This window comes from Rhizobium sp. USDA 4016, from assembly GCF_056279705.1.
On record NZ_JBWCCY010000002.1, the window covers coordinates 1826705 to 1839113 of the forward strand.

A 12409-nucleotide genomic window follows, 5' to 3' on the forward strand; every position below is an offset into this window, starting at 1 on the left:
CTACCGCCAAGCCACGGCGAAAACGACGGCGGCCGCGATCAGTCCGGCGATCATCGCCAGCACATAATGGGTCACGACACCGGTCTGGAGCCGCCGCAACGCCGCGCCCCCGCTCAGGATCGAACGGGCGACGCCGTTCACGACGGCGTCCACACCGTTAAGATCGATCCGCAATCCTTCTCGTGCCGACCCGTGCAGGAAAGGTAGCGCCGTTGTCTCAGACACCTCGCTCACCGCCTTCTCGTAGCGCGCCAGCGGCCTTTCGGCGAGCCACATGAAGTACCGCGCACCCTTGCGGTAGAACCAGTCGGTGTCCAGGCTGATCGTATTCTCGGGATCGAGCGCTCGCAGGAAAATGACAAAACCCAGTGCCGTGAACATCAGCACGCCGAGGCTCTCCGTAATATGGAGACCCGTATATGGTTCGAAGTCGACCGGATAGGGTAGCAATGCATAAAGCGGCCGCGGGAACACCCCGATCGCAATGCAGAGCACCGCCGCCATACCCATCGCAACCAGCATGTTGCCGGGCGGGTCCCTGGCCCCTAGGCCCTGGTCCTTACCGAAGAACATGTAGTACGGGAGCTTGAGCCCGGTGTGCAGGAACGTTCCGGACGATGCCATCGTCAGCGCGAGCACGACCAGCGCGCGGTGATCCTGCCCGGCGGCGGCCACGACCATCGACTTGGTGACGAAACCCGAGAAGAACGGAAATGCCGAGATCGCTAAGGCGCCGACCATATAGAGCGTCAAGGTCAGCGGCATGGTCTTGTAGAGCCCGCCGAGTTCGGTGAGCTTACGCCGCCCAGTGACATGAATCACCGCCCCCGCACCCATGAACAGAAGCGCCTTGTAGAGGATATGGGCGAAGGCATGGCTGGTGGCTCCGTTCACCGCCATCTCGGTCCCAATGCCGACGGCCGCCACCATGTACCCCACCTGGCTGACGATGTGATAGGCAAGCAGTCGCCGGCAGTCGTTCTCCAGCACCGCGTAGATAACGCCGTAGAGCGCCATCGCGGTGCCGAGCCAGATGAGAAGCTCGGTCCCCGGAAACGCCCGCGCCAACACGTAGACGGCGGTCTTGGTGGTAAAGGCGCTCATGAACACCGCGCCTGTGACGGTCGCCTCCGGATAGGCGTCGGTGAGCCAGGCGTTGAGCGGCGGCACTGCGGCGTTGAGGATGAACCCGGCAAGGATCAGGTAGACGGCCACGCCCATTTCTCCCTCGATCGGGCCGAAAAGAGATGAACCTGTGGCGAGCCCGTGGAGAACCACGCCGCCGAGCAGGCAGACCCCGCCGGTGATATGGACCATGAGATACCGGAACCCCGCCCGGATCGCCTTGTCGCCTCCCTGGGCAAAGACCAGATAGGCAGAGGAAAATGCCATGCCTTCCCAGAACAGATAGAGGGTCAGGTAGTCACCGGCGAACACCACGCCGAGTGCGCTGCCGACGTAGATGAATGCGGCCACATGCTGGCCGGGGCGTGTCAGGTGCAACGCGTAGACCGTGCCGATCAGCGCCATGACGGTGAAAACGGTGGCGAAGACGATACTCAGCCTGTCGACCTTTGCAATCAGGATTTCCTGCCCGATAAACCTCGCCTCGCCATAACTGCCCGGCTGCATCGCGAGCACGGCAAGGATCGCCAGCGTCGGGATCAGCAGCAGATAGGCCTTGCCGATCGATCCCCTGAGGAACGGTATCGGCAGAGCACCGAGAATGAAGAGCAGAGCCGGATGGATGAAGTCAGTCATAATAGTCCTCGCGCCGCATCAGCCCGATCCGATGGCCGAGAAACTTGGAAACGAAGATGAGCAGAACGCAGGAGCCGAAACCGTAGACGGCGGACCAGCCAGGCAGGCGCTCCCAAATGTATTCGGCGTGTTCGCGAGAAACCAGAAAGTCGGCGGCCACGATCAGAACGAGTGCCAGATAGAACAGTCGGCGGCGCTGCCTTGCCCATTCTTCGTCACCAAAGAAGTCGACCACGCGCTTGATCATCTGACCACTCCGTCCGCCAGGGTAAGAAAATAATCGGGGAAGATGCCCATCAGCACCGATAGGATGGCGGTCGCAACAAGCGGGATCGTGATCATCGGAATTTCACGGACCGTCGTCCGGCTCTCCTGCGACTCGGTCCCGAAAAAGGCGACATAGCTGACCGGCAGGAAATAGGCGGCGTTCAGGATCGAACTCACCAGCAGTACGACCAGGAACGCCATCTGTCCCGCCTCCACCGACCCCAGCGTCAAATACCATTTGCTGACGAATCCCGCGGTCGGCGGCACCCCGATCATGCTGAGCGAGGCGACGAAGAATGCCCCCATCGTCCAGGGCAGCCGGCGGCCGATGCCCGCCATGTCGCTGATGTTGCGCTTTCCCGATGCGCAGTAGATCGACCCGGCGCAAAAAAACAGCGTGATCTTGGAAAATGCGTGCGCTGCAATGTGGATGATCCCGCCGACCATTGCGACGGGCGACAACAGGACCGCGCCCAGCACGATGTAGGAGAGTTGGGAAACCGTCGAATAGGCGAGCCTAGCTTTCAGGTCGTCCCGTGTCAGGGCGTAGACCGACGCCATCAGGATCGTGAATGAAACCAGATAGGCTGTGGCGATGCCGAGGCCCAGTTCTCCGACCAGCCCGACGCCGAAGACATGGAACACCACCCGCAGCACACAGAACACACCCATCTTGACGACAGCCACTGCATGCAAGAGTGCGCTGACAGGTGTTGGCGCCACCATAGCGGCCGGCAGCCACGCGTGCATGGGCATCACCGCAGCCTTGGCGAAGCCGAAAAGATAGCAGAAATAGACGACCGTCAGCAGCGGCGCCGAGGCATTGACGTCCTCCAATAGCCCCCCCTCCACAAAGTCGAGCGACCCCGCAATGGAATATGTCAGTGCCAGCGCGGCAAGCAGCACGCTTTTCGATGCGCCCATCAGATAGACGAGGTATTTGCGGCTGCCCGCCCATCCCTCTTCGTCCTCGTGGTGGTAGACGAGCGGATAGGTAACGAGGCTGAGCACCTCGTAGAAGATCACCAGCGTGAACAGATTGGCGGCAAAGGCGCCTCCGACGGCCGCCGCGAGGCTGGTGGCGAAACAGGCAAAGAATCGGGTCTGCGCATGCTCGTTCAAGTGCCGCATGTAGCCGACGGAATAGACCGCGGCGACGATCCATAGGAGTGACGAGACGGTGGCGAACACCATGCCGAGGGCATCCGCCCGGAAAGCGAAGTCGGCCCCCGGCAGGATCTCGAACAGGCGCAAATCGACGGTTCCGCCCGCCAACACCGTGGGCGCCATAGAGGCAACAATCGCAAACAGGGCGATCGCGGCCAGCGGCGAGACGAGATCGCGGATTTTCTCACGGTTATTCAAAAGAAGAACTGCCACGGCGGTCAGGCCCGGGACGGCGACGGCAAGCAGCGGCCTGATCGATATCACCGGGTCCAAGCCGTTATCCTTTCATCATGGTCACGTCGTCGACCTTGAGGGTGGATTTGTTCCTCACAAGGGCGACCAGGATGCCAAGAGCAACGGCAACCTCGGCCGCAGTGATTGCTATGACGAAGATGGCGAAGATCTGCCCGCGGAAGTCGTCGTAGATGCGCCCGAAAGCGATGAAATTGATGTTGACCGAGTTTAGCAGCAACTCCAGCGACATCAGCACGACCAGAATATTGCGCCTGAGCAGCACGCCCGCCGCTCCGATCACGAACAGGACCACCCCGAGCAGAATATACCACGACAGCGGAACCATCACCCCTGCTCCTTCCGCGCCAGCACGATGGCGCCGACCAAAGCCACCAACAGGATGACGGAGGCGACCTCAAACGGCAGAAGATAACCGGCGAAAAGCGTCGTGCTGAGCTGCCTGATCTCATCGCCGCCGCCTACGGGAACAGTGACCGAAAAGCGATCGCTCCAGAGCACCAGTACCGACATCTCGATCCCAAGCAGAACGAGCATCACCAGAGCCGGCAGGTTGCCCCCCGGTAAGAACCGCTGCAACTTTGCTTCGCGCACATCGATCATCATGATCACGAATAGGAACAGGACCATGATTGCGCCGACATATACGAAGATCTGGATGACCGCGAGCAACGGCGCTTCGAGCAGGACGAAGATTGCCGAAATCTGCAGGAAACACGCCATCAGCGCCAATGCGCAGTGAACCGGATTCCGCGCCAGGACCACGGTCAGGGCCGTGATCACGGACACCGTAGCGAACAGAAGAAAGAACCCCTGATCCATCGACGCGACCCTCCCACGCGAGCTGTCACTCGGCGCGAGACGGCCGGATTTGAGATAGCTCTGCACTTCAGGTGCATTTATAAATTGTGCCCTAGTATCGGATTTTTCACAAGATTATTGTCGTCGGCGGACAAACCACTGCGGTTCTGATGTGGCTGAACCGCTCGCCAAGGTCTCGAAGCGCCGCCGCCATGGCAATCCAGACACGCTTGCGTTGCCCGCCGGAAAGCTCGTCCACCGGTCTTTCGGCAAGATCCGAGGTTTTGGTTTCGACGGGCGCGCCGCCATAGCTTCGTCCCTGGTCTGCGCCCCAGCATCAACCAATCTGCTTAGCCGGCCGGCCGTTATATTCACCCCCGATTTGCAGCCTTCACGAACGTCGCCAGTTCGCGCCCAAAGCGGTCGGGCTCCTCGTAAAAGGGCGAATGGCCGCTGTTGGCAAAGATCGACAAGCGGCTGTCCTTGTGGGTCGCTTTTACTCGTTCCGACATGGCCGTACGGACAAGCCGATCGTGCTTGCCGTGCGTCAGGAGAATGGGGGCGGGAAAGCCGCGGAACGCAGGCTCCAGATCTGAGGTTTGGGTCTTCACGAAACCTTCGTTCGCTGCGCGCGGCGTCATACCGTTGATGACAAGCATTCGCTGCAAGTCGTCACCTGTTGGAGGTTGAAATTCTCGCCCGCGAAGCCGCAACCCGGCGTGAGGCCATGAAAGAGAGGATTACAGAAATACTCAAGCCTTTCGCCGGCACTTATGACGTTTCCCGTCTGGGGCGTCATTTGGTGGCGGTGATGCAAGGCATCTCGATCCAGGCTCGAGATGGTGTGCAACCTGCAGCACTGTCGATGACGTTGTTTCAGGCGTCGCGGCATGCGCCAATCCGAAGGCAAAACCTCCCCTCGATAGGGCGAAGAACGCCCTGGTTCACGGGCCGCGATAGCGTAGTGCCTCAAGAAGCAGGGCAAAAGCAGGAGAGGAGTGCCGGCGGCTGGGATAATAGAGATGATAGCCGGGGAACGGTTCACACCAGTCCTCAAGCACCCGGATCAGGCGGCCCTCAGCGATGTGTTCGAGAACTTCGTCTTCGGGAACATACCCAAGCCCTAGCCCCGCGAGAGCGGAGTTCAACCTCAACGCCATGTTATTGAAGACGAGCTGACCCTCGACCCTCACCTTGAGTTCGCGCCCGCCCTTTTCGAATTCCCACGGGAAAAGGCCACCATAGGTCGGTAGCCGGAAGTTGATGCAGTTATGCTGCGTCAGATCCTGCGGCGTCTCCGGCCGCGGATACTTCTGGAAATAGGCGGGCGATCCGACGATTGCCACGCGCATTTCAGGACCGATTCTGACAGCGATCATGTCCTTGGCGACCTGTTCGCCAAGCCGCACGCCGGCATCATAGCCTTCTGCGACGATATTGGTCAGGCCATAGTCGACCACGATCTCCACGTGAATGTCCGGATACTCAGGGAGAAACCTCGCCAATGCAGGCTGGAGAATCGTCACCGCTGGATGTTCACCCGCTGTGATGCGGATCATCCCGGCGGGCTTCTCCCGCAAGGCACTGAGTGCTGAGATTTCCTGCGCGATATCCTCGAACCGGGGCGCGACCGACTGTAGCAGCCGCTCTCCTGCTTCTGTGGGCGAGACGCTGCGCGTGTTGCGCGTCAGCAGCCGCAACCCTAAACGCGCTTCCAAAGCCTTGACGGTTTGACTCAGAGCGGATTGGGAAACGCCGAGCTTGGCGGCGGCCCTGGTGAAGCTCCGCTCCTTCGCAACAACGACGAAGGCGGCGAGGTTGTTGAAGTTTTCGATCTGCATTCATTAGACCAACTTATAAGGCAATGCCGATTATAGCGACTAATCGAGAGTTGATGCGAGCGTTATGTTGTCCTCGTCGCATTCGAAGCCCCCCGCAGGCTCACTGAGCGGCATCGCGGGCCCGACCCGCAGCTTTCAGACCAAATCGGATCTCAAAGGAGGACGACATTCAAAAGCGCGCGCTCGGCAACAGCAATCTCCAAGTCTCGGCCATCGGCCTCGGCTGCAAGCACTACCTTCGGCGAAAACGATTTTCGGCGCATTGTGCCACGCTTCGCCCCCGAGGCGCTCAAGGCCAACCAGGCGCTTGTCGACCTCATCGGATCTATACCTCAGCCAAGGGTGTCACGCCGGCGCTCGCGGAGCGAACCTGGATCGTGCCGATCCCCGGCACTACCAAGCTCACCGGCTCGAGAAAATCTCGGAGCAACGGATGTGGAACTGACGGCTAATGACCTGGCTCGTACAGAGCAAGCCCTGCCGGCATCCAAGTGCTCGGTGACCGCTATTTTGCTTCGCACCAGCGCTTGGTCAATCGCTGATTCATATCCGCAAGAAAGACAGCAATGACTTCCAACACCCAAAAGACCACTCTGTCCAATGGTGTCGATATGCCGCTCCTAGGCCTCGGCGTCTATCGCAGCAGTCCCGAAGACACCGTGCAGGCGGTTTCGACCGCACTCGCCACCGGATACCGGCTGATCGATACCGCCGCAGCCTACAGGAATGAGGAGCAGGTCGGCGAAGCCATGCGTCAGAGTGCCGTTGACCGCGCGGATGTCTTCGTCATCACCAAGCTGTGGATCAGCGACTACGGATATGACGAGACGCTGCGCGGCTTCGATCGCAGCATGCGCAAGCTCGGGCTTAACGGAATCGATCTCTATCTTCTGCATCAGCCGATGCCCAATGAGTGGGAGCGGACGGTCGCGTCGTGGAAGGCTCTGGCGCGTCTTTTCGACGAGGGGCGCACCCGCGCCGTCGGCGTGTCCAATTTCAACTCCGAGCTCCTGGCCGACCTGATCGACCGCACCGGCTTCGTTCCCCACGTGAATCAGGTCGAGCTGCACCCCTTTTTTACACAGGAAGACTTGCGAGCGACGCATCAGCGGCTCCGGATTGCCACCCAGGCGTGGTCGCCGATCGGCGGCGTGATGCGCTACGTCTCCGACCATCCGGAAGCCGCGCCGAGCCCGTTGTCGCATACTGCGGTCGCGGATCTTGCCGAAAAACACGGCAAGACGCCGGCACAAATCATCCTCCGCTGGCATCTGCAACATGGTTTCTCCGCCATCCCGAAATCCGTCCGCGCCGCACGCATCACCGAGAACTTCGACGTTTTTGACTTCGTTCTGTCCGTGGACGAGATGGCGGCAATAGATGCCCTGGACACAGGCGTCCGCAGCGGCCCGAACCCGGATGACATCGATACCAAGACGTATCCCCTTCGGATTGAAGTCCGTCCGCGATGAAAGGACCATCTGACATGGCAAACGAGCAAAACATGAATATGGGACGACGTGGCTTTCTGGGGACAGCGGGAAGCCTCGCAGCAGCATCGTTCCTACCCGGAAATGCTGCTTCTGCGTCCGCTCAGACCAGTGCCTTGACCAGCCCAGCCGAGTCCACGCAGAGCGGGCGGCGAAAGCTCGGGGCACTGGAAGTTTCCAGCGTCGGCATCGGCGTCCAGAACATGAGCCGGACCTACCAGACCACGATCCCTAGCCGGCCGGAGATGATCAAGATCATCCGGACGGCCTTCGAACGCGGTGTCACCTTCTATGACGCGGCCGAGGCATACGGACCTCATGAGGTGGAGCGGATTCTCGGTGAAGGCGTCGACCCATTCCGGGACAAAGTCGTGATCGCATCCAAGTTCGGTTGGAACATCGATCTTGAAACGGGCGAGCGTCGCCCGGGTCTCAATAGCCGCCCTGACCATATCAAGCTGGCCGTCGACGGCATGCTCAAGCGCCTGCGGACCGACCGGATCGACCTCCTCTATCAGCACCGTGTGGACCCCGCGGTCCCCATCGAAGACGTCGCCGGCGCAGTTAAGGATCTCATGGACGAAGGCAAAGTGCTGCATTGGGGCCTCTCCGAAATGGGACCGAACACGTTGCGTCGCGCCCATGCCGTGCTTCCGGTCACCGCTGTGCAGAACGAATATTCGATGCTGTGGCGCGGGCCTGAGAAGGTGGTACTCCCCCTTTGCGAGGAGCTGGGCATCGGGTTTGTGCCGTGGAGCCCTCTGGGGGTTGGTTTTTTAACTGGCGCGATTGACGCAAGGACGCGCTTTGCAGAGGGCGACATTCGCCGAGTGGAATCCCGCTTCTCACCTGAGAACCTGCCGCACAATCTCTCGCTCGTTGACCTTTTGAAGACGTGGGCCGAACGGAAGCAGGCGACCCCTGCCCAGATCGCTCTGGCCTGGCTGATGGCGCAGAAGCCCTGGATTGTTCCGATTCCCGGTAGCACGCAGATGCCGCACATGCTCGAGAACATCAGCGCAGCATCGGTTCGTTTCACTTTGGCCGAACTCACCGAGCTCAATGCTGCTGCGTCAACGATTGAAAGTCGGGGAGCGCGTCTTCCAGACCAGGTCCTGGTCTTTTCGAGTGTCGAAGCGCCTCCAAAAACGTGACCGGCAGGCTCGACATAATTGCCCGCCTAGCCTTAGCGGCCCGCCGGAAAGTGAGCGACGGGCCCTCTGAGGGTACACCCTTACGCGAAGGCTGAAGTCAATATGATCAAAGACATATCCCGACGCGCGTTGCTGGCCGCTCCCGCTCTGTTGTCTTTGGTGCTGGGACGTGCGCGAGCGCGCAGCTGACGAGTACGCCACAGCGCGCGCCCTCAAACATCCTTGTCGCCTATTTCTCCCGCACGGGAAACACTCGTGTCCTCGCCGGAACCCTGCAGCGGACGCTTCTTGCAGACCTCTTCGAAATCCTTCCGTCGCGGCCCTATCCGGACGACTACGAGCAGACAGTAGAGCAAGCACGGCAGGAGCGGGATAGCGGCTTTGAGCCACCTCTGAAGATGACGGTTCCTGGCATGGCCACCTATGAGACAGTATTCCTCGGTTTTCCGATCTGGGGGGAGACCGCCCCACCGGTGATCCGCTCATTTCTGAGCATGCATGATCTCTTTGGCAAGACGGTCCGGCCCTTCGTCACCCATGGAGGTTATGGTCTTGGCAATAGTATGACCGTCCTTGCAGTCCATGCACGGGGCGCTCAGATCGAGCCTCCCTTCTCAATGGAGGCGGACCAGGAACGCCGAACTCTCAACGAGGTCAGGACATGGCTCAGCGAAATCGAGCTGTGATGATGTCCCACTGAAAAGCGAAGTATCCTTGTCCGGCAAAGAAGCAGTGTATGGCTCAACGTCGCTGATAGACTTTCGAGAAGTTCTTTGTCGTGATCCTTGCTGAAATACTTCATGAAAATCGAACAAAAAATCCGCGGATTATCCTAGAGCTTGTTGTATTTTCTAACGGATAATGATTTGGATTATCCGCTTGCAGATAATATTTCTTAGCACTCCTACCAATCGAGTGCCAGAGATGTTATGTAATAGATGCGGCCGCCCTATGCGCCGACCGCAGAAAGATCCCTCATGACATTCCGTCCTCTCCACGACCGCGTCGTCATACGGCGCGCGAAAGGTGACCTAAAATCGAGGGGCGGGATCATCATTCCCGACACCGCCAAGGAAAAGCCGCAGGAAGGCGAAGTGATCGCCGTTGGGCCGGGCTTGCGCGACGAAAATGGGCGACTGATGCCGCTCGAAGTGGAGACCGGTGACGTGATCCTGTTCGGAAAGTGGGCGGAAACCGAGATCGGGATCGATGGCGAAGATCTCCTGATCGTGAAGGAGTGCGACATCATGGGCATCGTCGAAAAGACCGAGGCGACCGCCGACACGGCCGCCTGATCCGCCGAATTCCGACCCCGACTCTCAAGACCGAACTGGACCACAGACAATGTCTGCCAAGGAAATCATCTTCTCCACCGACGCACGCGATCGTCTGCTTCGCGGCGTCGAGGTGCTCAACAATGCCGTCAAGGTAACGTTGGGCCCCAAAGGCCGCAACGTCGTCATCGACAAGTCCTATGGCGCGCCACGCATTACCAAGGACGGCGTCGCGGTCGCCAAGGAAATCGAACTTGCGGACAAGTTCGAGAACATGGGCGCGCAGATGGTGCGCGAAGTGGCATCCAAGACCAACGATCTTGCGGGCGACGGCACCACAACCGCGACGGTGCTCGCAGCCTCCATCTTTCGCGAAGGCGCCAAACTTGTCGCGGCCGGGATGAACCCCATGGATTTGAGGCGCGGCATCGATCTTGGCGTTGCGGCCGTACTCACGGAAATCAAAGCGCGCGCCACGAAGGTTAGCTCATCGAGCGAAATCGCCCAGGTCGGCACAATCGCCGCCAATGGCGATGCGACGGTTGGCAAAATGATCGCTGATGCGATGGAAAAGGTTGGCAGCGAAGGTGTCATCACAGTCGAGGAGGCCAGGACGGCCGATACTGAACTCAGTGTCGTCGAGGGTATGCAATTCGACCGGGGCTATCTCTCGCCTTACTTTGTAACCAATGCCGAAAAAATGCGCGTGGAGCTGGAGGACCCATATGTCCTTATCTATGAGAAGAAGCTCGGCAATCTGCAGGCAATGCTGCCCATCCTCGAAGCCGTGGTGCAGAGCGGCAAGCCGCTGCTTATTATTTCCGAGGATGTCGAAGGCGAAGCTCTGGCCACATTGGTCGTCAATAAATTGCGGGGCGGATTGAAGGTCGCTGCCGTCAAGGCCCCGGGCTTCGGCGATCGCCGCAAGGCCATCCTGGAGGACATCGCCATTCTGACGGCCGGCCAGATGATCTCCGAGGATCTCGGCATCAAGCTGGAAAATGTCACGCTGGATATGCTCGGGCGCACCAAGCGGGCACTGATCGAAAAGGATACCACCACGATCATAGACGGCGCAGGTGAAAAATCTGAGATCGCTCGACGCATCAGCCAGATTAAGGCGCAGATCGAGGAAACCACCTCCGACTACGACAAGGAAAAGCTGCAAGAACGCCTTGCAAAACTCGCCGGCGGCGTTGCGGTGATCCGCGTCGGCGGCTCGACCGAAATTGAAGTCAAGGAGAAGAAGGACCGCATCGACGATGCCCTGAACGCAACTCGTGCGGCGGTCGAGGAGGGAATCGTTCCGGGCGGAGGCGTCGCCCTATTGCGCGCCAAGTCGGTCCTGGCGGGGCTAACTGCAGAAAACGCCGACGTGACGGCGGGGATTTCGGTCGTGCTGAGGGCGCTGGAAGCCCCGATCCGGCAGATCGCCGACAATGCCGGTGTCGAGGGCTCTATCGTTGTTGGTAAACTCGCCGACAGCACGGATCACAACCAGGGGTTCGACGCACAGACGGAGACCTATGTCGATATGATCAAGGCTGGCATTGTCGATCCTGCCAAGGTGGTGCGGACCGCTTTGCAAGACGCCGGCTCGATCGCAGCACTTCTGATCACCGCCGAAGCGGTGATTGCCGATATTCCCGAAAGAGAATCTGCGCTGCCGGCCGGAAACGTCGGCATGGGTGGCATGGGATACTGAGGACAGTGCCTGAGCCGCTCGGCCAGGACGGCCACAGCGGTGAACCAAACAACATCGGCAAGGAGAATTCCAATGGCAATGCAGAGCAGCAGCAAAACATCGATTTTCCAACGTTTCGACAGCTATCAGCCATCGAAGACGATCCTCGTATGGGCTTGTGTCGTCACGGCAGTCGCCACGATCATCGTCGGATTTAGCTGGGGGGGCTGGGTGACAGGCGGCACTTCCCTCAAAGCAGCGGCGACTGCGGGCGAAACAGCACGTGGAGAACTTGCATCGGCCATATGCGTTGACCGGTTCAACAGTGCGACGGATGCCGCCGCAAAACTAATTGAATTTAAGGCTCTTCCAGACAGCTATAAGAAGCGCCAGTTCATCGAAGCCGGCGGATGGGCAACCATGCCAGGACAAACCTCAGCCGACAGCAAGATCGCCGAAGGCTGCAGCACCGCGCTCTCCGCCTGAAGTCTCCTGTCTAAGACTCGCTTGGCGCCCCGGGGTGCTTTCCCTATCCGCCACAACAGCACATGAAGCGAGATCCGTTTCGAAAAAAAGGAGCCTCCGCGTCGACATGCTCGAATGTCATGGAGGCCTCCTGAAACCTACCGCGGGGCTCGGGATGACCTGAGAAGGTACATCATTTGCGAATGTCTGATTCCGCTTATGCTCATCATCGCTGAGAACCGCGCAGCTCGTC

General features: G+C 59.6%; 13 protein-coding genes and 1 pseudogene. 6 read left to right on the forward strand and 8 right to left on the reverse strand.

Annotation, left to right across the window (positions count from 1 at the left end):
- The 8 genes and pseudogenes from ACZ9DP_RS09805 to ACZ9DP_RS09840 form a co-directional block, all read right to left on the reverse strand.
- The gene (locus ACZ9DP_RS09805; RefSeq protein ID WP_476201436.1) at nucleotides 1-1761 is read right to left on the reverse strand and encodes a Na(+)/H(+) antiporter subunit D; all 1761 of its coding nucleotides are present in this window, start codon (nucleotides 1759-1761) and stop codon (nucleotides 1-3) included.
- On the reverse strand, nucleotides 1754-2008 hold the full coding sequence (locus tag ACZ9DP_RS09810) for a hypothetical protein (RefSeq protein WP_194731427.1): 255 nt from the start codon (nucleotides 2006-2008) through the stop codon (nucleotides 1754-1756). Before ACZ9DP_RS09810 ends, ACZ9DP_RS09805 begins: the two co-directional genes overlap by 8 nt.
- The gene (locus ACZ9DP_RS09815; protein WP_476201437.1) at nucleotides 2005-3468 is read right to left on the reverse strand and encodes a monovalent cation/H+ antiporter subunit D family protein; all 1464 of its coding nucleotides are present in this window, start codon (nucleotides 3466-3468) and stop codon (nucleotides 2005-2007) included. The genes ACZ9DP_RS09810 and ACZ9DP_RS09815 overlap by 4 nt, the downstream gene beginning before the upstream one ends.
- Nucleotides 3469-3472: 4 nt before the next feature.
- Entirely contained in the window at nucleotides 3473-3775 is a 303-nt protein-coding gene (nuoK, locus tag ACZ9DP_RS09820; protein ID WP_074071540.1) for an NADH-quinone oxidoreductase subunit NuoK, read from the reverse strand.
- Complete coding sequence (locus ACZ9DP_RS09825; protein ID WP_040115122.1) at nucleotides 3775-4269, reverse strand: NADH-quinone oxidoreductase subunit J; 495 nt, start codon at nucleotides 4267-4269, stop codon at nucleotides 3775-3777. Before ACZ9DP_RS09825 ends, nuoK begins: the two co-directional genes overlap by 1 nt.
- Before the next feature lie 181 nt (nucleotides 4270-4450).
- Nucleotides 4451-4543: pseudogene (locus tag ACZ9DP_RS09830) on the reverse strand (ABC transporter ATP-binding protein); the annotation flags it as partial.
- Between the two features lie 76 nt (nucleotides 4544-4619).
- Nucleotides 4620-4907: an alpha/beta fold hydrolase gene (locus ACZ9DP_RS09835; RefSeq protein WP_476202251.1), complete on the reverse strand. Its 288-nt coding sequence runs from the start codon at nucleotides 4905-4907 to the stop codon at nucleotides 4620-4622.
- 285 nt (nucleotides 4908-5192) lie between these two features.
- Complete coding sequence (locus tag ACZ9DP_RS09840) at nucleotides 5193-6089, reverse strand: LysR family transcriptional regulator (RefSeq protein ID WP_476201439.1); 897 nt, start codon at nucleotides 6087-6089, stop codon at nucleotides 5193-5195.
- Between the two features lie 611 nt (nucleotides 6090-6700).
- Here ACZ9DP_RS09840 and ACZ9DP_RS09845 point away from each other — a divergent pair.
- From ACZ9DP_RS09845 to ACZ9DP_RS09870, 6 genes are all read left to right on the forward strand, one after another.
- Nucleotides 6701-7561, forward strand: a complete 861-nt coding sequence (locus ACZ9DP_RS09845; protein WP_476202253.1) for an aldo/keto reductase — start codon at nucleotides 6701-6703, stop codon at nucleotides 7559-7561.
- Nucleotides 7562-7575: 14 nt separating this feature from the next.
- Complete coding sequence (locus tag ACZ9DP_RS09850) at nucleotides 7576-8733, forward strand: aldo/keto reductase (RefSeq protein ID WP_476201440.1); 1158 nt, start codon at nucleotides 7576-7578, stop codon at nucleotides 8731-8733.
- Between the two features lie 272 nt (nucleotides 8734-9005).
- Nucleotides 9006-9419, forward strand: coding sequence for a flavodoxin (locus tag ACZ9DP_RS09855; RefSeq protein WP_476202255.1), 414 nt, complete (start codon nucleotides 9006-9008; stop codon nucleotides 9417-9419).
- A 291-nt stretch (nucleotides 9420-9710) separates the two neighbouring features.
- Nucleotides 9711-10028, forward strand: coding sequence for a co-chaperone GroES (locus tag ACZ9DP_RS09860; RefSeq protein WP_283073608.1), 318 nt, complete (start codon nucleotides 9711-9713; stop codon nucleotides 10026-10028).
- 49 nt (nucleotides 10029-10077) lie between these two features.
- Nucleotides 10078-11712, forward strand: coding sequence for a chaperonin GroEL (gene groL, locus ACZ9DP_RS09865; protein WP_476201441.1), 1635 nt, complete (start codon nucleotides 10078-10080; stop codon nucleotides 11710-11712).
- A 72-nt stretch (nucleotides 11713-11784) separates the two neighbouring features.
- The gene (locus tag ACZ9DP_RS09870; protein ID WP_372418890.1) at nucleotides 11785-12177 is read left to right on the forward strand and encodes a hypothetical protein; all 393 of its coding nucleotides are present in this window, start codon (nucleotides 11785-11787) and stop codon (nucleotides 12175-12177) included.
- Nucleotides 12178-12409: the final 232 nt, after the last annotated feature.

Bases quoted from the DNA above. Each gene is read 5' to 3' on its own strand.
- ACZ9DP_RS09835 (WP_476202251.1), bottom strand. From the start codon at position 4,907: ATGCTTGTCATCAACGGTATGACGCCGCGCGCAGCGAACGAAGGTTTC.
- ACZ9DP_RS09870 (WP_372418890.1), top strand. From the start codon at position 11,785: ATGGCAATGCAGAGCAGCAGCAAAACATCGATTTTCCAACGTTTCGAC.
- nuoK (WP_074071540.1), bottom strand. From the start codon at position 3,775: ATGGTTCCGCTGTCGTGGTATATTCTGCTCGGGGTGGTCCTGTTCGTG.
- ACZ9DP_RS09805 (WP_476201436.1), bottom strand. From the start codon at position 1,761: ATGACTGACTTCATCCATCCGGCTCTGCTCTTCATTCTCGGTGCTCTG.
- ACZ9DP_RS09840 (WP_476201439.1), bottom strand. From the start codon at position 6,089: ATGCAGATCGAAAACTTCAACAACCTCGCCGCCTTCGTCGTTGTTGCG.
- ACZ9DP_RS09850 (WP_476201440.1), top strand. From the start codon at position 7,576: ATGGCAAACGAGCAAAACATGAATATGGGACGACGTGGCTTTCTGGGG.
- ACZ9DP_RS09845 (WP_476202253.1), top strand. From the start codon at position 6,701: ATGCCGCTCCTAGGCCTCGGCGTCTATCGCAGCAGTCCCGAAGACACC.
- groL (WP_476201441.1), top strand. From the start codon at position 10,078: ATGTCTGCCAAGGAAATCATCTTCTCCACCGACGCACGCGATCGTCTG.
- ACZ9DP_RS09825 (WP_040115122.1), bottom strand. From the start codon at position 4,269: ATGGATCAGGGGTTCTTTCTTCTGTTCGCTACGGTGTCCGTGATCACG.
- ACZ9DP_RS09860 (WP_283073608.1), top strand. From the start codon at position 9,711: ATGACATTCCGTCCTCTCCACGACCGCGTCGTCATACGGCGCGCGAAA.
- ACZ9DP_RS09810 (WP_194731427.1), bottom strand. From the start codon at position 2,008: ATGATCAAGCGCGTGGTCGACTTCTTTGGTGACGAAGAATGGGCAAGG.